Raw genomic sequence first — 21,290 nt, forward strand, 5'->3', positions numbered from 1 at the left:
GTGGCGTACAGTTGCTGGTTGGCACGCGGACTATATCAAAGCCGAAGAAGACATTCATGCTTTGATCCCAAAGCATCATCGCAAGGGCAACCGCCAAGCCCGCACCGATACAGACAAGTTCTTTGAACTGGCTCTAACGCGCTATCTGACTAAAGAGATCCCGAATGCAGCATCAGCACACCGTTTTTATTGCGACCAAATCGTTTTAGAAAATGACAAAGTGTTAGGTGAGCCACTAAAACCACTTACCTATAAAGCGTTTAAAAACCGCATTGATAACTTGCCCCAGTATGAGGTGATGCTTGAACGCTATGGTAAACGCTTAGCCGACATTGAATACAACAAAGTGATGAGCCATAAAAGGCCCACTAGAGTGCTTGAGCGTGTTGAAATAGACCATACACCACTGGATCTCATTCTATTGGACGATGAACTTGATGTGCCATTAGGAAGACCAACCTTAACCTTGCTCATTGATGTTTATAGCCACTGCGTTGTTGGCTTTTACCTTGGTTTTCAGAGTCCTGGTTACGATGCTGTGCGCAGAGCGATAAGTCATGCGATGAAGCCAAAAAGCTATCTTAAAAGTACCTATCCAGAAGTCGTCAATGAATGGCCGTGTTGTGGGAAGATAGAAACTTTAGTGGTTGATAATGGTGCCGAATTTTGGTGTCAGTCATTAGAGCTTGCTTGTGAAGAGGTTGGGATAAATATTAGCTATAATCCTGTTGGCAAACCTTGGCTAAAGCCCTTTGTTGAGCAGTTTTTTAAAACCATTAACGAAATGATGCTTTCGCCATTCCCCGGTAAAACATTCTCAAACATGCTCGCAAGGCACGATTATAACCCGAAAAAAGATGCCATATTGCGATTTGGCACCTTTACCGTGTTGTTTCATAAGTGGATTGTAGATGTTTATCATCAATCCGCTGATGCGAGATTTAGATACATTCCCTATGAAGACTGGAACAAAGGGTTTGCTCTACTGCCTCCTGCTCAGCTTACAAAGCAAGATACAGATAAGCTTGATGTTGTTATGTGCATGGCGAAAGAGAAAACATTGCGCAAAGGAGGCATTAAAAATCTACATATTAACTATGACAGTGACGAACTCTCTTTATACCGCAAGCGATACAGCCCCAAAAAGAGCATAAAGGTTAAGGTTAAAATAAACCCAGATGATCTGTCGTATGTATACGTCTACCTAGATGCGTTAGAGCACTATATAAAAGTGCCAAGCATTGACTCAGAGGGCTACACAATTGGCTTGTCTCTGATCAGGCATAAAATCCATCTTAAGTTTCACAGGGACTACATTCAAGGCAAAGTAGATCTATTGGGGCTTGCCAAGGCGCGGCAATTTATTGATGAGCGAGTGAAAGAAGAAGCGCGACAGCTTAAAAACGTAGGGTCGAAAACCAAAGTCACTGGCACCAAAGCGATTGCTCGGGCGCAGGGCGTTGATAATACCCAAGTCAAATCCATTGCGACAATACCAGAGGCAAAACAAGCTGAGTCAACTCCCGCTAATACTAAAAAAGACGACGATAACTGGGATGACTTTGTATCAGAGCTTGAGGCGTTTTAGTAATGCTAACTGAGGCTAAAAAGGCAAAGCTCAATCAATTCAAATCTGTGTTTATTGAATACACCATACCAAAGACCATCATAAACGATTTCGACAAACTGCGATTGCATCATGACCTTGCAGGTGAAAAGCCGTGCATGATGTTAAGTGGTGATACTGGGTGTGGTAAATCGGCATTGATTAAACACTATTACGATAACAACCCTCCGCACTTTGCTGATGGTAGGCGAAAAGTACCTGTACTGCTGAGCCGCATACCGAGTAACCCATCAATTGAATCCACTTTAAAGCAGTTGCTACACGACCTAGGACAGTTTGGTGCTAAATCTAGCAAACGACTTAAACATGGCAATGAAATAGCGTTGGCTGAAAGTTTAGTTGAGCAATTAAAGCGTTCAGGTACAGAGCTAATTATTATTGGTGAGTTTCAAGAGCTTGTTGAGAACAATCTAGGTAAAAAGCGCCGAGACATTGCGAATCAGTTTAAATATATCAATGAAAAAGCGGGGATTTCCATTGTATTAGTCGGTATGCCCTGGATAGACCAAATAGCCGATGAGCCTCAGTGGTCATCGCGTATCTTTATTCGCCGCTTTATTCCTTACTTTAAAATTTCAAAAAAAGAAGACCTGCAACTGTTTATTCGAGTGCTTAAAGGGTTTGCAAATCGACTGCCATTTTCAGATAAACCCCATTTCGAGGATTTGGATATTGCATTATCGCTTTTTGCCATTTCAAATGGCTGCCTTCGAAAGCTGAAAAACTTCTTAGACTCAGCTCTCACTGAAGCACTCATCTGTGATGCAGTAACGCTCAACAAGCAATATTTAAGTTCCGCATTTAAGGCATGGCGGCCAGAACTCGACAATGTATTTGAGATGAATGTTAATAAAATTCAAGGCTGTGAGGTGGAACAGTATTCCACGTTTAAACCCGATGGACCTCAAGATGAAGACCCATTTATAGATACCCAGTTTTGTAAGAAAGTGCCACTGGTGCAGTTGTTGAAGAAGTGAGTTGTAAATGTCATGTTTATAAAAGGTTTCTTTTAAGGCATTATAGCTTGATAGTGGCAGCAGTCTGCAAATTGTTATCAGGGAATTAAAGATGAAAATTGAATTCATAGATATTCAGAATTACCGAAAGTTAAAGTCTACTCGTATTTATCTTGGTAATGATGAAACTATATTTGTAGGGGCGAATAACAGCGGCAAGACATCTGCTATTGATGCCTTAATTGGTTTTCTGGACCAAAGAGTAAAAAGCAAGGAAAGTAGTGAGATAGGTAGTCAAAGGCGATTTGCAACGACGGACTTTACTTTGTGTAATTGGTCGACTCTGAACGGCTATGCAAAATCTTGGTCTGATCCTGATAACGTTTCTGGCAATTCTCTACATGAGTGGCAGCCATTTTGCCCAAGCCTAGATATATGGCTGAAAGTGGATGTTGATGAAATTCACAGAGTAAGCCACTTGGTGCCCACTTTGAAGTGGAGGGGAGGACTCTTGGGAGTAAGGTTGATTTATCAACCAAAATCAATAGAAAGCTTAATGCATGATTTCTTGCAAGAATATAATGCTGCATTATTAGTAACTGAGGAGTTAAAGCCAAAAGAGGGAGTTAAGAAGTTAGAACTTTGGCCTAGGGATATGAGGGAATACCTTGATAAGAAGATGAACTCTTATTTTGACGTTAAAGCTTATCTGTTGGACCCAACAGTTGCAGAAGAAAATCTAATTCCTCAAAAGCTTTCGGAGGACCAAATACCTTTGAATGCATATCCATTTCATGGCTTATTCAATGTTAATGTGATTGAAGCTCAGCGGGGGTTTTCAGATCCTCATGCTAGTAACAATTTAAAGGGGCCTAGCAGCCTATCATCTCAACTAAACCAGTATTACAGCAGACATCTAAATCCATCAGACTATCCTGAGAAAGAAGATATCGAAGCCTTAGAAGCTATAGACAATGCAAAGACTATCTTTGATAGTAAATTAAATGAGGCATTCAATGATGCTCTAGGTGAGCTTAAAGGACTTGGTTACCCTGGTTTTAATGACCCTGATATATTTCTTTCTAGTAACACTGGTCCAGTTGAGCACCTTGCTCACAATGCAACCGTTATATTTGATATCCAGAAATCGGACAAAGATCAAATTAGAGAGCTAGCTCTGCCAGAAAGCTACTATGGACTTGGTTATAAAAATCTCATTTATATGATCTTTAAACTTATTGGGTTCAGAGATAATTGGATGAGAAAAGGAAAAGCGGAAAAGCGCAGAACTGAGGATGATATTGCCAAAGAACCACTACACTTAGTACTCATAGAGGAGCCAGAAGCACATTTGCATGCACAGGTCCAACAAGTGTTTATTCGCAAAGCTTTTGAAGTACTACAAAAAGGAGTTTTAGCACCATTTAATACCCAGTTAGTTGTCAGCAGCCACTCCAGTTACATTGCACATGAAGTTGGTTTTGAAAAACTTAGATATTTCAAGCGTCACCCTTCGACTGAGCTTAACAGGTCACCAAGGGCTGAAGTGATAGGGTTTTCAAATGTATTTGGCAATCCAAGGAAACGAGATAATGATAGTGAACTAACTGCAAAATTTGTAACTCGTTACCTTAAAACAACACATTGTGATTTGTTTTTTGCTAATGGAGTTATTTTGGTCGAAGGTGCAGCTGAAAGGATGTTACTACCACATTTTATTCGTCATAAATTTGATGGACAGTTTGGCTTAAACAGAAGTTATATCTCCATTCTTGAAGTCGGTGGTGCACATGCTCAAAGGTTAAAGCCTTTGATTGATGCTCTAGGCCTGCCGACACTGGTGATAACTGATACTGATGCAACGGATCCAGAGTCAAATAATAGCTCTACTCAGCCACAACGAGGAAAAGGTCAACGTTCAGGAAGTAGTACGCTGAAGCAGTGGTTCAATCTCAATACGGAATCTTTGGACGAAATTCTTGATCTAGGCTCCGAAAGCAAAGTACTAGGGAATGCAAGAGCTGCATATCAATATGATATTGAAGTCAAATATAACCATAAGCAAGAAGGAAAAGCGATTCCTTATACATTTGAAGATTCGCTTGCCCTTACTAATATAGAGTTACTAAAGAAGCTAACAAAGCCCACGGGTATGATGAAGAAAATGAAAGACGCCTGTGAGATGGATACTTTAGAGAAATGTGCAGAAGCTATGTATAAAGCTCTAGACAATAAAGGGAAAGCTCAAATGGCTCTGGATATTATTTATGATATTGATCCTAGCGAGTTATTAATACCTCAATATGTTTTAGAGGGGCTGGAGTGGCTTCAAAATGAACTACATAAGGCGAGTAGAGATTTCGTAACTGAACAGCTAGTAATCGAGGAAACGCTCAGTGGACAATAACTTCCCTCTGCACTTTGAAGACGTCGACAAGGAAATATATCGTTATCTTAACTTAGATTCACCCACAAGTTTTTTGCTGTTTGCTGGTGCAGGGTCGGGAAAAACGAGAACTTTGGTGAATGTTCTAGAGCATGTTAAACAGAATGATTTACACCGTTATATCGACATAGGTGCGAAAATTGCGGTTATAACTTATACGAATGCCGCATGTGATGAAATTAAACATCGACTTCAATTCGACCCTGCCTTTAAAGTATCAACCATACACAGTTTTGCTTGGGATTTGATCAAGCCGTTTACTCAGGATATTAGAGAGTTCCTTAAAAATAGGTTAACGGTTCAAATTAGAGAGCTCGATGAGAAAATTGGAAAAGCACGTGATCCTAATGGCAAAACGGCAGTTCAAAATGCTAAAAGCAGAGACAGCAAGATAAACCGTTTAAAAGTACTAGATAGTATTACTGAATTCACATACAGCCCCACATCGGGAAAACCTGAAAGAGACGCATTAAACCATACTGAGGTTATTGCAATAGCATCCGAGTTCATTGCAAATAGCCCGTTAATGCACAAGCTACTAACGAATCGATTCCCAGTTTTGTTGATTGACGAGAGTCAGGATACAGATAAACACTTAATGAATGCACTTATCATTGTTCAGAAAAATTACAAGAGGAAGTTCGCTCTGGGTTTGTTTGGTGACATGATGCAGCGCATTTATGGCGGGGGGAAAGAGGATCTAGATTCAAGTTTACCAGATGACTGGGAGCAGCCTGCAAAGTTAATAAACTATAGGTGCCCTAAAAGAATTGTAACACTTATTAATGCTATAAGGTTTGATGTGGATAAGGTGCAGCAAGAACCAAAAGATAATGCCACAGATGGATTGGTAAGGCTGTTTATCGTGGATGCTGAACGAAAAGATAAGTTCGATATTGAATCAAGCATTAGAGAATCTATGCGAAAGGTTACTGGCGATGATGATTGGGGAAACATTCATAATGTGAAGTGTCTGACTCTTGAGCATGCAATGGCTGCAGATAGAGATGGCTTTGCTGAGTTTTTTGTCCCTTTGGCTAAAAATGCAGACTTAAAGGATTCAGTGCTAAACGGAACCAGTCAAGAGTTACAATTCATAGTTAATCTAGTCTTACCATTATTTGAAGCGATTATAAAAGATGACCATTTCGAAATAGCTAGATTTGTAAAGTTAGGTTCTAAAATGTTTTGTGGATCAAATCAGAATTTAATGGATTTTATAATTAGTGCCGATGAACGGATTGAAGAGTTTAAATCGAGACTGAAACATGAAGACTTAAGTTTGCGTGATGTAATTGATGTTTTTGACAAAAGTGAGCTATTAGATACCCCCGACAAGCTAAAAGTCTATCTTGAAGCAGACATACGCAATTTTACTGAAAAAGAGCAAGAAGATTTGGAGAAATCCTATGTTGCATGGGGAAATGCTCTTCAAGCAAAAATGAGGGCGGTTAAGAGTTATTCAAACTACATTAGTGAAGAGTCGAGCTTTGCTACTCATCAAGGTGTAAAGGGCCTAGAATTTGAGAGAGTAATGGCTATTCTAGACGATGAAAGTGCAGGTGGTTTTCTCTTTAACTATGAAAAGTTATTGGGTGCAGAGCCGCTAAGTGCGAATGACTTAAAAAATGAAGCGGATGGTAAAGACTCAGCCCCTTTGAGAACTAGACGATTATTTTACGTGATTTGCAGTCGCGCGGAAAAGAGCTTGGCAATAGTTGCATATACTAAAAACCCCAAGGCAGTAGAAGCGACCGCATTGCAATCATGGTTTAAAAAGGACGAAGTTGTTCTCATATAGTTTAATTGTGACAATCGCTTTTTCACAATTATATCCTAGAGTTGAAAGCTCCAATTATTAAGAAGGCTTACAAGTGGGCACCTTGGAGCCTTTTCATATATGTCTAGAGTTGTGAATTCAGATGAACTAAGTATTCCTTAGTACCAAAGTGGGCGCTATACTAAGAGAATCTTAGCTATTGAAGTTAGTAGCTAAGGTACTCATGGAATCACCAACGCCTTTACGCCTAAAAGAAGCCCGCAAAGCTGCTGGTTACACGCAACAGCAGCTAGGCATTGCTTTAGGTATGGAGCCCAACACGGCCAGTGCAAGAATGAACCAGTACGAAAAAGGTAAGCATGCACCAGACTTTACAACCATGAAGCGTATTGCTGATGAGTTGGACGTGCCTGTGGCATATTTTTATTGTGATGATAATATTTTAGCTGAATTTATTGTTGTCTGGAATAAGTTAGGTTTTGAAAAAATTCAAGAACTTAAAAGAATCATTGAACAGGGAAAATAGGAAGGCATGGATTGTTTGAGGTAATAGATAAAAGTCAACTAAAAAGAATTGAGGCTGTTCACAACGGCTTTTTATACCAGCACTTATATACAGTAGGTTGTCTGTTGTTAGCTCAAAGCAGTCCAGTTAAGAGTGTTAAGGTTGAACTAGATGAAGACATAGAGATTGATGCTGATAAAAATCTCTACATTCAAGTTAAAACTAGAAATAGAAAACTAATCAAATCGGATATCGATGGAGCTTTAAGTCGATTTCAAGAAATTCAAGACAAGTATAATTGCTCCTTGAGAGTTGGTTCTCCTAAGTTCCTGATTATAGCTAATAATGATGCAAGCAAAAATCTTAGTGAGTTTATTGATTCAGGAGGGTTTCCAGAAAATGTGAACTATTTCTCCCCTCAAAAAAACTTAGAGGAGCTTCCCGATTTTTGTCCGCCACCTTGGGACAGTGTAGAAGATGCATTCGAATGGTGCCATAGCAAGGCTTCAGAGCTACCCTTTAGTGAAATTTGTGCACAAACCTTAGTTTGGAAGCTTGCTGCTATGGTACAAGCAGCAAGCGGTGGTAGTTTTCAACCAGAACATACTTTTAAAGCTGAACATTTATCTGACCTTTTTGAACAAAAGTTGATGCAAGTTCATAAGTTGCCAGCACCTCCTACACCTTATGTTTGTCAAGAAAATGAACCTGATGTGAGAATGATAGATAGAATTCGTATAATTTGCGGTCATTCTGGAGCTGGAAAAACCGCTTGGCTATCAAATTCTTGTAGAGTTATAGATAAAGACGTTCTATACATAGACGCGAGTGATTTTCATAAAGACCGCTTTATGAGTACTTTCCTTAGAGAAATTGGTCATAGGTTATTTCAAGGGAAGAATGATATATTTCGAGATATATTCTCTCCAAATTTTAGTGAATTAGAGAAAGCTAGAAAAGTAAATAACTACTTAAATGAGATAGATACAAGCCTTTTGGTTGCTATAGACAACGTTCATACATTAGATGTAAGTTTGGTTTCTAAGTTGGTAGATGTGACAGATAAGATCGAGTTTATTCTTCTAACACAACCTTTTGACAGTTTGGGCGAACTACAATGTTTGCTTGATGTTGAAATTGAACACTTAGGTGGTTGGTCTGAGGAGTCGATTACAGATATAATTTTGAATTTAAAGTGTAGTTCAACAAGCTCAGCTATAAAAGGAATATTAAGCTTGACAGGAGGTGCACCACTGTTTGTCATGAGTATTATCCAGTTGGCTCTCACAAAGTATGACGCAGATTTAGACCGGTTGTATAGGGAAATAGAACAGTTAGAACACCTTCATTTAACCAAACAAGAAGTTTTGCTTGGTAAGTTAGTCGATAGCCTTCCTGCGCAAATTAAAGATCCCTTTTGTTTTTTATGTAAAGTAGATACACCATTGAAAGCAGAAGAGATAATAGCATCATTCAAAGAGCTTTTTAACTTAAATAGCTCTGATTCAAATGAAATAATTAGAAAACTAAAATCCTTTGGTCATTTAAATGAGCAGCCAAATAAGTCTTTTAAAATACATGATTCGATAAAAATTATAGGTAAGAAGCAATTTTTAAGTTGGGGTGAAATTAAGCAGCGGAAAGCTCTAGAGCTTGCCCGGAAGGTAATTGGTGAAAATATAACGGATAGAGAAAATAACCAAAGACTTTTTCAATATTTAAAAGTGATATTTGAATTGAAGGACTATGAGTTCATAACAGCTTTTACATCAGAGGAAATGGCTTTTGAATTAGGTATTAGAGAAGATTTACATTTTTACTTAAATAGTATCATTAATGACGATAGTACAAAGCCTTTGGCTAGGTTTTGGGCTTTGGATTCATTGGTATTTGATCATGTAAATAGAGGGCTGTTAGATGAATCAGGATTATTGATAAAGGATATGGAAGAATTGTTAGCATCTAATGATTTTGGTTACCGAGAAATTAGTTCTTTTGGAGTAAAGAAATTACAACATGCGGCTTCAAAAAATGATCTTGAAGCTGAAGAGGTTATGCAAATAGTTGCAGAGGTTGAGGAGGTTTTCCCTAAAAGAGCAGATTACCAACGAGTGCTTAAGTATAATACAGCTCAGGCTATTATCCATAGGGTTGAAAATCGATATGTTGCAGAAATCCTTGATGATCTTATAAATGAGTATTTTGAGGTTCTTAACTTATCTGAAGCTATTTTTAAAGAAGTCCGAGATAGTGATGTCTTGTACAAGAAAATGACGGAGTATGATGATAAGGATGCAGACATAAAACGTTTGGCCACAGCTATGAACTTGTTTGCTAATATTCTGGTATTTGACGAAAATGTTAAGATGAGATTTAATTCATACCGTTTATATCATATGATTGGAGCATATGAGTCATTTATAAGAACTGTCCAAAATCTAGCAGACGACTTTGTAGAAGCTAGGAGTTTTGAGTTAGCCAAAAAAACTCTTGAAGATAATGCTCTTTCTCAAGTTAGAAAATTAGGGCTCACTAACTTAGAAATTGACGTGAAATCTCAATATGCGGTTATTTTGGCTTATTGTGGTTTTGTCCCGCAAGCTGAGGAAGAAATTAATAATTTATTAATCAGGGCCGAGACTACTTACCCATACTTAGTGGAACAATTGAAAGCTCAGCGTAACTTAATTGGAAGCATAAAAATAGGATAATTTCCAATTCTTGATTGACTAAACATTTTACCCAGTCTAAACCTAAACTAAGTTTTCCTTAGTTTAGGTTTGAAATGCAATTCCTCTCTCAAACAACTCCTTATCCCGACGAAACCATTGAAAGCTATTTGCTTCGTTTGTCACAAGACAATGGCTACCTTGGCTTTGCTGATATGGCTGATATTTTGTGGGACTGGCTGGTTACACAAGATCACGACCTGGAGGGGGCTTTTCCAAACGAGTTGCATTCGGTTGATGTGTATAAGGCATCGCAATCAAGTAACTTTCGGGTTCGGGCGCTGCGGTTGGTTGCGCAGTTGTCAGGGGTTGAAGCGTCTGGGTTGCTTAATTTATGTTGGCTTCGCAGCAATACACAGTTTGGCGCTATCACGGCGGTTTCACGTAAAGGGTTATTGGTGCCTCGTCAGTTGCTTCGCAAGTCTGGCATACCTGTTTGCACTGAATGTTTAAAGCAAGATACGCACATACCTTACCTCTGGCATTTAAGAGCCTATAAAGCCTGTCACAAGCACAATCAGCAATTAACCAGAATATGTGGGCAATGTGATGCTGAAATTGATTACAGAGCGTCTGAGGCGTTTGTTGAGTGTGAATGTGGTGCTGCCATCAAGCAAGGCCCAAAGGCAAACCAAGCAGATTTAAAATTGGCAAATGCGCTTGCAGGTAATGCTGCTGCAAAGCTCGTTGGACTTTTGGTTTGGTTTAGCCAGGGACAATCTATCAGTTTTGATGACGATGAGTTCAGTGAGCTGTTTGTTAGCTACTTTTCTAACTGGCCCAACGGGTTTGAAGATGAACTAAGTAAAACCGTTGAACTTGCCAAAGTAAAACAGCTGAGGCCATTTAACCACACGCCATTTAGCAATGTATTCGGCGACTTGCTTAAAAACAGCAAGCTCGCTTGTGCTGGTTCGCAAGGTTACAACGTAGTACAGCAGAGCATCATTACATTTTTAACCAAGCTCGTTGAGCAACACCCAAAGAAAAAGCACCCAAACTTGGGTGATCTCTTACTATCAATGCTGGACGCAGCAGTAGTCCTTGGTACAAACACTGAGCAAGTATTTAGGTTGTATGAAGAGGGTTTTTTGGCTGTCGCTCAAACACCCAAAAAGAATGCATTTTTAAAGCCGAGCGACAATGTATTTTACCTCAGGCTGGTTATTGAACTTCAGCAGTCTTTCGCACCGAATATACCTACACACCAACAACAATTTGTGCCGCCATGGTGATCAATGAAACTAAACGAGTTATTTCAAAATACCCCAAGCAAGGACCTCACCCAAGCGCTTCGAGTCGCATTTGCGCCATACACCGAGCATGTTGATATCACAGGCAATGAACCTCAAGCGTTGGTGATTTTAATAAACCTCACTTACAAGCGAAAAGACCTTAAAGACATAACGAGTGTTAGGGCTGCCAAAGCGGCACTGCAAGATGAGCAGCACCTTAAAACGTGTATAGCTGAAGTTAAGTGGTATCACACCCACAATTTAAAATATCCAGACATTCGCGTTAGTCATCAAAGGCTATTAGCTCAAGTTGTTGATGATGGGTGCGGGGTTCTCAGTAGTGCTAGCTACCCAAAACAAGTAGGTTGGTCGCACGACAGCGCTAAAATCAATCACGCTAAGTTGTTTTTAACAGGTTTTGCTTGGAGTGGTGAATACGTGTGTTTAGCACAGTTGCTTGCAAAACAAGAGGATTTTTGGGTAGCACAATTTAGAGCGTTAGGCTTGTTAAAAAGGGACGTGATTACAGTGTGCGAACAAATAGCTGCGCAGCTCCCTAGTGAAGAACTCCCAGAAAAAGTAAGTAACTATACTCCTCAGTTACTTATTCCAACCGCGGAGGGATATTTGAGCGTTTCCCCCGTTGTGAGCCATGCAGTTTTAGCGGCGCTACAAACAGCGACGCGCAATGGTCTAGTTAAACGAAGTGTCATAGAGCACAATCGCCCTGCAAATGTGGGAGAGCTGCCAAGCGCATTGGGCGGCAGAGTGAACGTACTTAAATACTTTGCCAAAACTTACAGTGCGACAACCGTTAATGACTACTACAGCCAAGACGAGCAACGGCTTTTTAATGTGGCGGCGTTAAATAACAAAGCAGTGACTGAGGCTTTTCTGGTGCTATCAAAGTCAAAGCTGTTTAATACGCTTAGGCAAAAGCGCTTGGCACGTATTGCTGCAATTAAGGGGTTACGAACAGCATTTTATGGATGGTTAGAAAAGCTCATGAAATTGGGGCAGAGTGGGGAGATAAGCGATTCAGACTCAGAGTTGGTTCAGCTCTTAGCCGCAGGTGAATATGCGCAATTAGAGCTTGTTTTAAGCCAAGAGCTAAACAGGCAAATGAGCGGGCTTAAATATTTAAAACGGTATGCTTATCACCCAGAACTAATGCCTATTTTAAAAGCGCAACTTAGCTACGTACTGTCACATCAAAGCGACCAAGAGGACGAATTTGAGGCGGAGCATATGCAGTATGTGCATTGCCAAAATTTACGTGTTTACAATGCTGAAGCAATGCCGAACCCATACTTAGTGGGTATACCGTCAGTCACCGCGCTTGAAGGTTTGGGGCATCAATTTCAACGCAAGCTGCAAAAGCTGTTAGGTAGTAGCATACATGTGATTGGTGTAGCTGCGTATGTTCGCTCGTATCAATTGCATGACAACAAACAGCTACCAGAGCCTAACAGACTTAAAAAAGAAGGACAAAAGCGTGTGCCGCTGCGTTCGGCAATTATGCAAATCCCCAAGTGTGATATATGTTTTGATTTGGTATTTAGGGTGCAAACCGACAATCAGTCTGTTGCAAACGACTTGTCTGAGAATCTACTCAAGGCGGCATTTCCATCGCGTTATGCGGGTGGTACGCTTCATCCGCCATCGTTATATGAACAAATTGATTGGTGCCAAGTTTACTCAAAACCGCTAGAGTTGTTTGAGCGTATTCGCGCGTTGCCCAGAGGTGGTTCGTGGCTATATCCAACGTCGGTTGAAGTGAGATGTTTTGAAGAACTGGCTGAGCAGTTAACACTACGACCTACCATGCGGCCAGCTGCACTGGGTTACTTAGCCCTTGAAGAACCAAAGCCAAGGCAAGGCGCAATTACTCAGTTACACTGCTATGTTGAGCCAGTTATTGGGTTGCTTGAATGTGTAGATGCGGTCACGGTTCGGTTATCTGGTGCTCGGCATTTTTTTAATCATGGGTTTTGGGCCATGCATTGCAAAAAAGCATCTATGCTTATGAAAAAAGCCAAGTTTGAGTACGACTAATGAAACTCCCGCGCCAGCTCTCATACACCCGCTCACTCTCGCCAGGTAAGGCGGTGTTCTTTTATAAAACCCCCGAAAGTGACTTTGAGCCACTACAAATTGAGCGGCAAAAAATCCGGGGTCAAAAGTCAGGCTTCGCCGAAGCCTATAAAAATGAAGCAACATTAAAAGAGCTAGCACCACAAGACTTGGCCTTTGGAAATCCACATACGATAGAGTTGTGCTACGTACCGCCTACAGTAAAGCAACTATATTGCCGATTTTCACTCAGAGTAGAAGCAAATAGCCTTGAGCCCAATGTATGTGGGGAGCCAAAAGTAAGTTACTGGCTCACACGTTTTATGAACACCTACAAGCAGCATGGTGGCTTTAGGGAGTTGGCAAAGCGCTATGCTAAAAATATTCTCATGTGCGAATGGCTATGGCGAAACAAAACATCGCCAAATGTGGATTTAGAGATAATTGGCGAGGGTTTTGACTCTATCAGCATCACCAAAGCAAATCGGTTACGCTGGGATGGCAATTGGCGTGAAACTGTAGATGCCTTACATACGCTTACAGAAGTGATACAAACAGGGTTAGAAGACCCTTACAGTTTTTGCTTTTTAGAAGTAACGGCCAAGCTCGATACCTATTTTGGTCAGGAGATTTATCCAAGCCAATCATTCGCAGAAAACGATGATGTCGCAAGAACTTACGCTTACACTCAAATCGCTGATAAAGACGCGGCCTGTTTTCATTCTCAAAAGGTGGGAGCTGCCATTCAAATGATTGATGACTGGTATGATGAAGATACGAACAAGCGATTGAGAATTCATGAATACGGCGCTGACTACAAAAACGTGATTGCCAGACGGAGGCCAAGCAACCATCTAGACTTTTATTCACTGCTACAAAAAGTGGCGCTATACGTAAAAGAAATGGAGCAAAATGGGCTAAAAAACCAAGAGCAAGCCTGCAATATTCATTACACCGCAGCAGTTCTGATCAAAGGCGGGTTATTCCAAAGGACCAAAGAATGAGCCGATCATATTTCGTTATTACTTACCTACCAACAAATTGTGATGTAACCCTATTAGCAGGCCGCTGCATTGGCATATTGCACGGTTTTATGAACAAACGAAGCTGCAACCACATTGGTGTAAGCTTCCCTAAATGGACCGACAAACATCTAGGCAATCAGATAGCTTTTGTGAGTGAAGATAAAGCCACACTTAAAAGCCTAAGCCAGCAAAACTACTTTGAAATGATGGCCCACGATAAGCTGTTTGAAATGTCTGATATAAAGCCTGTACCAACTGATGCCACTGAAATTCGCATTATCCGCGACCAAAGCTTAGGTAAGTTATGTATGGGTGAAAAGCGCCGCCGAATGGAACGCGCAAAACGCAGAGCCGAAGCCAGAGGTGAGGAGTACATACCACAGTACGTGCCGAAAGATATGGAAATTAGCACATTTCATAAAATCCCCATCGCCAGTAAAAGCAATCAAAACGACTTTTTACTGCACTTAAGGTTAGAGTCAACAGACTCAATACAAAACACATACAACAGTTATGGCTTTGCAACAAATGAAGAACACAAAGGGAGTGTTCCGCTGCTAGCCTTTTAAATTTTGACAGTTTTCAGAGCGCTGTATATCAAAGAGTTAAGGGCAGGTTATGAAACAAGGGTTATTTACTGAAATGAGGTTCAATTGTATGGAATTAATCAACTTTTAAGCTAACTTTAATAGTGACCTGCCGTATAGGCAGCTGGAAATTGAAAAAACAAAACTTTCACTCAAAGAAATTTGTGACCTGCCTTATAGGCAGCTGGAAATTGGTCTGCTAAAGACGGCTGGATTGAAATATAGTGACCTGCCGCATAGGTAGTTGTAAATCCGATTTTAAACAGGTCGAATTCGACCCGTTTATGTTCTGCCGAGTAGGCAGCTGAAATTAGGTCAGGAAGTAAACCTCCACATCTAATGACATATAACTGCCGAAAAGGCAGAGTCTAATTCAAAAGCCACAGAATTTACTGGGGCTTTTTTACATCCTCTGGAACTCGAACCGCCGATATTCTTTTTTAATCGACCAATGCCAGAATATGGCATATTTTAGACCCACAGAAGCTCTTCATGAGGAGCTAAAATAAGCGAAAAAAGGACATTGTAAAATTGGTTTTCAGCACAGATTTTATATTCTGTTGTAATGGGTTGCCCTTAAACTCAAGAAAAATCTACGCCTCAACTTGTTCATAAACAAGTTCAACATCTTTAAGGCGTGGCTCTGACGCAAACCACCCCAAAAAGCCGTGTATACTCTTGTTTTCCTCTTCACAGTCTATCTTTAAAGGCATATGAAGGCGCTTTAATACATTTTCGTCTGCGAGAATTTCATCTTTCAGAGGGCTAAGCTCTATAGCTTTTAGGCAAAGAGACTGATACGGAATAAACGAGCCGTAATCAAAAAAGTTGTGAACAGCTCTACAGTGAGATTTATTCTTAGTATTTAAATGGCTTGTTAAATCGTACCCTAAAATTAGCAGAACCTTTTCAACTACTTGCAGATTCATATTTCGACTAACGCCAAAGCTGTCAACTTTAGCTAATTTGTTTTCTAATTCACTCCACCGTTGATAAAATTGTTCACCTTGATTTGAATAATGTCTCACTACTTCTAATACTTTACGTTTTACTTCAAGTTCACGCGATTCATAGTCAATTTTAAAAAGCGCTTTTAGCCACTTTCGTTCGTGGTCAACTTCTAAAGAAGGCCATTCACTTTTTGCAGCTTTTAAAAACTCATTCCAATTATGTACTCTATATTCACGAATATTTTCTTGTAAGGTTTTACGTCCCAAATCTCGTAGCCTATCCTTATGCGCTTTGTTTATCGCAAAGAAATCCTTATAGAAAGTTTCACCGTCTTCATATGTGAGCTGAGCGTAATCAATTTTATATTCATTCCAGTCATATTTAATCCTCTTAGAATCAAGCTTCAAGTAAGACTCCCAAACCATCGCTATTAACTGAAGCTGGCCTTTTTTTACTGACTTTTCAGCTTGTATGGCATCAAAGATAAACCAGTTTCCGCGATTGCAAAACGCAATATCTTTGTGGACCTGCTTAACAAAACCTTTATCCTCATCGACAAATATATTGTCTTTGGTTGCACTTAACCAAATGAGTTGAAAACCTTTATTTTTGTAAAACTCTTGGCGCTTCATTACAACTTTTGGGGACTCACTTCTTAACTGCACCTCAAAAACAACATCTTTACCCTTATACTGCGCGTGTAAGTCTGGTTTGGCCCGATTGAGTTTATCAGCACTGAATATAAACTTTTTGTCTATGTCTATAATTTGCCAGTGCTCTAATTGCTTTAATGTATTTGCAAGTGAGCGCTTTGTTTCTAAGTGCAAACGGCCTTCTTCAACGCCTGCATAGATCTCTGCAACAGTAGTAGAGTCTGATTTCCATGGACATACAGCGTCTTTATGATGACTGAAGTAATAGTGGTGACCGTGTAGTCTACTTTCGTCTGCTAACGCCTTAAGAAAGACTGGATTTTTACAGTTCTGACAAGCAAACCTATTTGTAAACTTTTTATTGGTCCTAAAGCCTTGTAGCTCAGCTTGTTCATATATGAAGTCAAAGGAATCAACCCATAGTGATTCCTCTTCCCATGTGTCTATGACAATGGGGATCTGATGTCGCTTTTCCATCTCTAGAAATCCTTTCTATAAGTTTGCTGTATTCGTGTTATAAAGTGTTGTACATGTACAAAGCACATTATTAAGATTAAAAAAATAAACTAAATTGAAGCTAAATTAAATACTTATCTCAATGTTTAGGTAGACTTTTTGACTGAATCGCTGGCTATACAACCTTTGAAATACATTTATGTCGGTTCCTTGCTTGTATGCATGATAGCTAAACGTTCTGCGCATAGAGAGTGCACTAAGCGTATAGTTTGGCCTTAAGCTTCCAGAAATGAGTCTAGGGATTAGGCCTTGCAATGTGCAACGCCCTCAAGATCCAAAAACCGGTTCTTCTAATTGCCTCATATACAGTGAACATTCTTATGACTTTTAGATTCAAAGTCGTTGATATTCTTCTTTAATCGAACCAATATCCGCGTATGGCACTTACCTGAACTTCGGAAAAGAGCGAAAGATGGACGATTGCACAAGCTGGTTGCTGGACAAAGGTGTGCCTGTGACTTTGCTAAATTAGTAATTAACGAATAACCACAGGTATGAAAAATCGCTTAACTTGGTGTCCTGTATTAGAGTTACGGATGAGAAATTGAATAGTGCCATAAACTTACTGTATAATTAAAAGGCTCTTTAGCTCAGGACGAATACGTCTAGTCGGGTGTTTAGCCAGACTCTAATTTATTGAACGGTTTTATGGTTGCGATAGGTTCGCAACCTGATCTCCTCACTCCGTTCGTCAATCAGGTTGCGAATCTATCGCTTCCTCTAGTAAAGAGTTAAGCCCAAGAGCAACGCTCTTGGGCTTTTTATGGAATTAGAAATGACTTTGATAGAACAGCTAGCATTAAAATTGAAAAAGAGCGAAGACCAAGTAGCTCACTTTCTGTTGAGTGCACCCAAAAGGTACAAAGTCTATACAATCCCAAAGCGAACCTCCGGACACCGAGTTATAGCTCAGCCCTCTAAAGAGCTGAAAGAATATCAGCGTAAGTATCTGGAGCTTCAGAAATTACCTATCCATGATTCAGCAACTGCTTATCGAAAAGGTACGGGTATTAAGCAGAATGCATTTGCTCATAAAAATAACCCTTATTTACTTAAACTAGATCTCGAAAACTTTTTCAACTCGATCTCTAATAAATTGTTTTGGGAAGTCTGGGAGTCAATACTGCCTTTACCTCCAGAACACGATAAGCAAGCTTTAGAAAGGTTACTCTTCTGGTGCCCTAGTAAAACAACAGGAGGTGCTTTAGTTCTCAGTATAGGAGCACCAAGCTCTCCACTAATATCTAATTTTTTCATGTACCAATTTGATTGTGCTCTTAGCAAGTTGTGCGTTGAAAAAGAAATTATGTATACGCGTTATGCTGATGATTTGACCTTTTCAACAAAGCATAAGGACTCCCTTTTTGCTCTTCCAGAACTTGTAAAAGAAAAGCTAGTTGAGCATTTTGGGAGTGCGATAAGAATCAACAGAAAGAAAACTAGGTTTTCATCTAAAGCTCACAATAGGCATGTTACAGGTATCACCATTAGTAATAATGGAAACCTCTCACTAGGAAGGGAGCGGAAAAGGTATATCAAGCATTTAGTGCATCAAGTTCAACTAAACAAACTTGACGCTGAGGATAGGCAACACCTCCGTGGTCTTATTGCTTTCTCTAAGCATGTAGAGCCTTTGTTTGTTCAATCATTGAAACGGAAATATTCAGCTGAACTAATTACTCAAATTGTGGAGGAATCAAATGACTAAATCACGAAAAAATAGAAGCAGATCTGTTAAACACCTGATTCAAAGTTCAGATAAAGGTAATTTTTTATCTTCGTATCAATTGTATCGAAACTATTCTGAAGGTAAAAATGTAGAGCAAAAAGATGAGGGCTTAGCTTCTAAATATTTAGCTAAAGTAGAATCTGCACTTATTGAAAAGAAGCTTGTTTTATCGTCAATACATCTGACGGATTTTAGAAGATTTACTGCTCTTGATATTTCATTTGATGAAAAAGTTACTGTTATCATCGGTGTAAACGGAGCAGGAAAGACGAGTGTTGCAGAAGCTATTGCTAAGACATTGTCGTGGTTAAATAATAATTTTGAAAAAACAGATGTAGTTGGAAGAAAAGTAACGGAAAGTGACATCCATATTAACTCTAAAGAGTTCAGTGAGGTGGCAACTCAGTTTAAATTCGATAATCAGAACATGTTTGATGTGAGTATTGGCAATACTGTTTTTGGGTATAGTGGCAGTACACCTACAGATGTAATAGCCATAAGACAAGTTACTGATATGTATAAAAGGACTGCTCAGAATCCATTGATAAACATTCCACTTTTAGCATTCTATTCGGTTGAACGTTCAGATTTTTCATTGTCTTCAACGATTACAGAGACTGCTTCAGGAGACAGTGTTAGTAATAGGTTTTCTGACCTTAAGACAGCTTTGGATGGAAGCGGGAAACTGGAAGATTTTTCTAAGCTTTATGTCGAGTTAGTCAATAGGGCACAAGGAGAGGAAACCGCAGAAGTTCAAGAGCTTAAGGCTCAGATAGCTACTTTGCAGACCACAATTGATGAAGTATATGGAGGGAAAAACCCTCCTAAAAATGATGCATTCACTGCTATATTAAATGCTAAAAAGCAAGAATTAACGAACCTAGTAGCGACTAAATCTTCAACCAAATACCAACAACATTTAGATCTAGTCAATAGAGCAATAGAAACGCTTGTTCCTGAAATAAAAAACCTTGAAGTAGAACGTAGTTCAGGAAAGGTCAAACTAATGGTTGAGAATTTTGGGAATAGAGTGAATATTGCACAGCTCTCACATGGTCAAAAGATGCTCGTAGCTCTTTCTGGAGACTTGGCAAGGCGTTTAGTAACGCTAAACCCTGACTCTGATGCTCCTTTACTTGGTCATGGAATTGTAGTTATTGATGAAATTGAATTACACCTTCACCCTAAATGGCAGCAAGAAATCCTAATTGGTCTCCAAGCGACTTTCCCTAATCTACAATTCATCGTGACTACTCATAGCCCACAGGTATTGTCTACTGTAGATAAAGATTGTATTCGTATACTTCGATTTGATGACAATGGTATTGCTTCTATAGGCGCACCAACATATCAGACAAAAGGGGTGTGTAGCTCTGATGTTCTAGAACAGATTATGGGAACGTTTTCTATCCCACCTGTGCGCGAAGCAAATTGGCTTTCTAACTATTCAGCCTTGGTTGCGGAGAACCTTTGGAAGTCAAAGGAAGGTCTCGAGTTATATGATAAAATTGTTAGACATTTTGGTGATAACCATCCAGAAGTCGTAAAAATTAAAGGCGAAATAAGAACTCAAGAGTTTAAATTAAAGGCCAGAGCGCTAAAAGGGGCCTGATTCTTATGAAAAAATTGGTTCGTGGTTGTGCTCCTCTCTGTCTATCTCAATTTAGGCATGGCCGAGATAAGTGGTCTGTTATCTCAAACAATGGTTTAACAAACGACATTTGGGAAAAGCTAGATATCATGCAGCGTGGATTCTGTGCGTATTGTGAGTGCCAGTTAAGTGATGATAATACCAAAAGACATATTGAGCATTTTATCCAAAGGGACCTAGTGCCTAGTCTGACCTTTGATTGGGGTAACTTATTTGGCTCATGTAACAATCCTGATCGTTGCGGGAAATACAAAGATAAGGATCCAACTGCTAAAAAAATAGACTTAGCCAAGGTATGTAAACCTGATGTGATGGATCCTAAAGAGTTAATACTTTTCCTTAATTCTGGAAAAGTTAGACCTAGATCTAATCTAACAGAACAAAGTAGAGAACTTGCTAATAACACTATTGCTGTTTTCAATCTCGATGGTGATAGTACGCTAGAGAACTCAAGAAAATCTGCAATCGCTGGAGAAAAGAGTTTGGCAAATAGTTATTGGGAGATGTTGGCCGAAGATGATACTGGTGAGCTAGCAGAACTTTTGGAAGTAGAGTTATTAGAAGCATTAAACAGAATAAAGGACGTTGAGTATTCGACAGCGTTAGAACATTTGTGGACACATAACGAGCAGTTCTAAACGGCCCTAGATACAGCCTATAGACGAGGTAATTGTGGATAAGTTCTTGTAAGGAAAAATAGGATAAATAAAATACGACTGAGTTTTTATTGTATCTAATATGGGTTCTTTATCAAGTTATGCTAATGATCCGTTTCTGGCACTAAAGGGACTTTGAAAAGAACACTAAAATGCGTCATATTTTACAAT

14 protein-coding genes are annotated in these 21,290 nt (G+C 39.6%); 13 read left to right on the top strand and 1 reads right to left on the bottom strand.

What is annotated here, in order from left to right; all coding sequences use genetic code 11:
- From MHN81_RS27130 to cas6f, 10 genes are all read left to right on the top strand, one after another.
- Positions 1-1,588 (top strand): Mu transposase C-terminal domain-containing protein (locus MHN81_RS27130; protein ID WP_239427282.1); only part of this gene is annotated, 1,588 nt, incomplete at its 5' end.
- A 2-nt stretch (positions 1,589-1,590) separates the two neighbouring features.
- Complete coding sequence (locus MHN81_RS27135) at positions 1,591-2,604, top strand: TniB family NTP-binding protein (RefSeq protein ID WP_239427283.1); 1,014 nt, start codon at positions 1,591-1,593, stop codon at positions 2,602-2,604.
- Between the two features lie 91 nt (positions 2,605-2,695).
- A complete protein-coding gene (locus MHN81_RS27140) occupies positions 2,696-4,990 on the top strand; it encodes an AAA family ATPase (RefSeq protein ID WP_239427284.1) in 2,295 nt (764 codons plus the stop codon).
- Positions 4,980-6,830, top strand: a complete 1,851-nt coding sequence (locus MHN81_RS27145) for a UvrD-helicase domain-containing protein (protein ID WP_239427285.1) — start codon at positions 4,980-4,982, stop codon at positions 6,828-6,830. The genes MHN81_RS27140 and MHN81_RS27145 overlap by 11 nt, the downstream gene beginning before the upstream one ends.
- A gap of 202 nt (positions 6,831-7,032) precedes the next feature.
- A complete protein-coding gene (locus MHN81_RS27150; protein WP_239427286.1) occupies positions 7,033-7,335 on the top strand; it encodes a helix-turn-helix transcriptional regulator in 303 nt (100 codons plus the stop codon).
- 11 nt (positions 7,336-7,346) lie between these two features.
- Positions 7,347-10,025, top strand: coding sequence for an ATP-binding protein (locus MHN81_RS27155; RefSeq protein WP_239427287.1), 2,679 nt, complete (start codon positions 7,347-7,349; stop codon positions 10,023-10,025).
- 74 nt (positions 10,026-10,099) lie between these two features.
- Positions 10,100-11,278: a TniQ family protein gene (locus MHN81_RS27160; RefSeq protein WP_239427288.1), complete on the top strand. Its 1,179-nt coding sequence runs from the start codon at positions 10,100-10,102 to the stop codon at positions 11,276-11,278.
- Positions 11,279-11,281: 3 nt separating this feature from the next.
- Positions 11,282-13,333, top strand: coding sequence for a type I-F CRISPR-associated protein Csy2 (locus MHN81_RS27165; RefSeq protein ID WP_239427289.1), 2,052 nt, complete (start codon positions 11,282-11,284; stop codon positions 13,331-13,333).
- Positions 13,333-14,355 carry a type I-F CRISPR-associated protein Csy3 gene (gene csy3 / locus MHN81_RS27170; protein WP_239427290.1) on the top strand — a complete coding sequence of 341 codons (1,023 nt, stop codon included), beginning with the start codon at positions 13,333-13,335 and terminating at the stop codon, positions 14,353-14,355. The genes MHN81_RS27165 and csy3 overlap by 1 nt, the downstream gene beginning before the upstream one ends.
- A complete protein-coding gene (gene cas6f / locus MHN81_RS27175) occupies positions 14,352-14,945 on the top strand; it encodes a type I-F CRISPR-associated endoribonuclease Cas6/Csy4 (protein ID WP_239427291.1) in 594 nt (197 codons plus the stop codon). Before csy3 ends, cas6f begins: the two co-directional genes overlap by 4 nt.
- 611 nt (positions 14,946-15,556) lie before the next feature.
- Here the strand turns inward: cas6f and MHN81_RS27180 are convergent.
- Positions 15,557-17,044 carry a DUF6035 family protein gene (locus MHN81_RS27180; RefSeq protein WP_239427292.1) on the bottom strand — a complete coding sequence of 496 codons (1,488 nt, stop codon included), beginning with the start codon at positions 17,042-17,044 and terminating at the stop codon, positions 15,557-15,559.
- Between the two features lie 802 nt (positions 17,045-17,846).
- On the opposite strand from MHN81_RS27180, the gene MHN81_RS27185 reads away from it, so the two are divergent.
- Genes MHN81_RS27185 through ptuB form a run of 3 tightly spaced genes read left to right on the top strand, consistent with a single transcriptional unit; the run spans position 17,847 to position 21,101 of the window.
- Entirely contained in the window at positions 17,847-18,791 is a 945-nt protein-coding gene (locus tag MHN81_RS27185) for a retron St85 family RNA-directed DNA polymerase (protein WP_239427293.1), read from the top strand.
- Positions 18,784-20,424: a retron Ec78 anti-phage system effector ATPase PtuA gene (ptuA, locus tag MHN81_RS27190; protein ID WP_239427294.1), complete on the top strand. Its 1,641-nt coding sequence runs from the start codon at positions 18,784-18,786 to the stop codon at positions 20,422-20,424. The genes MHN81_RS27185 and ptuA overlap by 8 nt, the downstream gene beginning before the upstream one ends.
- Before the next feature lie 5 nt (positions 20,425-20,429).
- On the top strand, positions 20,430-21,101 hold the full coding sequence (gene ptuB / locus MHN81_RS27195) for a retron Ec78 anti-phage system effector HNH endonuclease PtuB (RefSeq protein ID WP_239427295.1): 672 nt from the start codon (positions 20,430-20,432) through the stop codon (positions 21,099-21,101).
- The last annotated feature ends 189 nt before the right edge of the window (positions 21,102-21,290 follow it).

This window comes from Pseudoalteromonas sp. Of7M-16 (genome assembly GCF_022347805.1).
Taxonomy (GTDB): domain Bacteria; phylum Pseudomonadota; class Gammaproteobacteria; order Enterobacterales; family Alteromonadaceae; genus Pseudoalteromonas; species Pseudoalteromonas luteoviolacea_F.

What these genes read in the sequence shown, in the direction of transcription:
- ptuB (WP_239427295.1), top strand. Translation starts at nt 20,430, where the DNA reads ATGAAAAAATTGGTTCGTGGTTGTGCTCCTCTCTGTCTATCTCAATTT.
- MHN81_RS27140 (WP_239427284.1), top strand. Translation starts at nt 2,696, where the DNA reads ATGAAAATTGAATTCATAGATATTCAGAATTACCGAAAGTTAAAGTCT.
- MHN81_RS27150 (WP_239427286.1), top strand. Translation starts at nt 7,033, where the DNA reads ATGGAATCACCAACGCCTTTACGCCTAAAAGAAGCCCGCAAAGCTGCT.
- MHN81_RS27160 (WP_239427288.1), top strand. Translation starts at nt 10,100, where the DNA reads ATGCAATTCCTCTCTCAAACAACTCCTTATCCCGACGAAACCATTGAA.
- MHN81_RS27180 (WP_239427292.1), bottom strand. Translation starts at nt 17,044, where the DNA reads ATGGAAAAGCGACATCAGATCCCCATTGTCATAGACACATGGGAAGAG.
- ptuA (WP_239427294.1), top strand. Translation starts at nt 18,784, where the DNA reads ATGACTAAATCACGAAAAAATAGAAGCAGATCTGTTAAACACCTGATT.
- MHN81_RS27185 (WP_239427293.1), top strand. Translation starts at nt 17,847, where the DNA reads ATGGAATTAGAAATGACTTTGATAGAACAGCTAGCATTAAAATTGAAA.
- MHN81_RS27165 (WP_239427289.1), top strand. Translation starts at nt 11,282, where the DNA reads ATGAAACTAAACGAGTTATTTCAAAATACCCCAAGCAAGGACCTCACC.
- MHN81_RS27135 (WP_239427283.1), top strand. Translation starts at nt 1,591, where the DNA reads ATGCTAACTGAGGCTAAAAAGGCAAAGCTCAATCAATTCAAATCTGTG.
- cas6f (WP_239427291.1), top strand. Translation starts at nt 14,352, where the DNA reads ATGAGCCGATCATATTTCGTTATTACTTACCTACCAACAAATTGTGAT.
- csy3 (WP_239427290.1), top strand. Translation starts at nt 13,333, where the DNA reads ATGAAACTCCCGCGCCAGCTCTCATACACCCGCTCACTCTCGCCAGGT.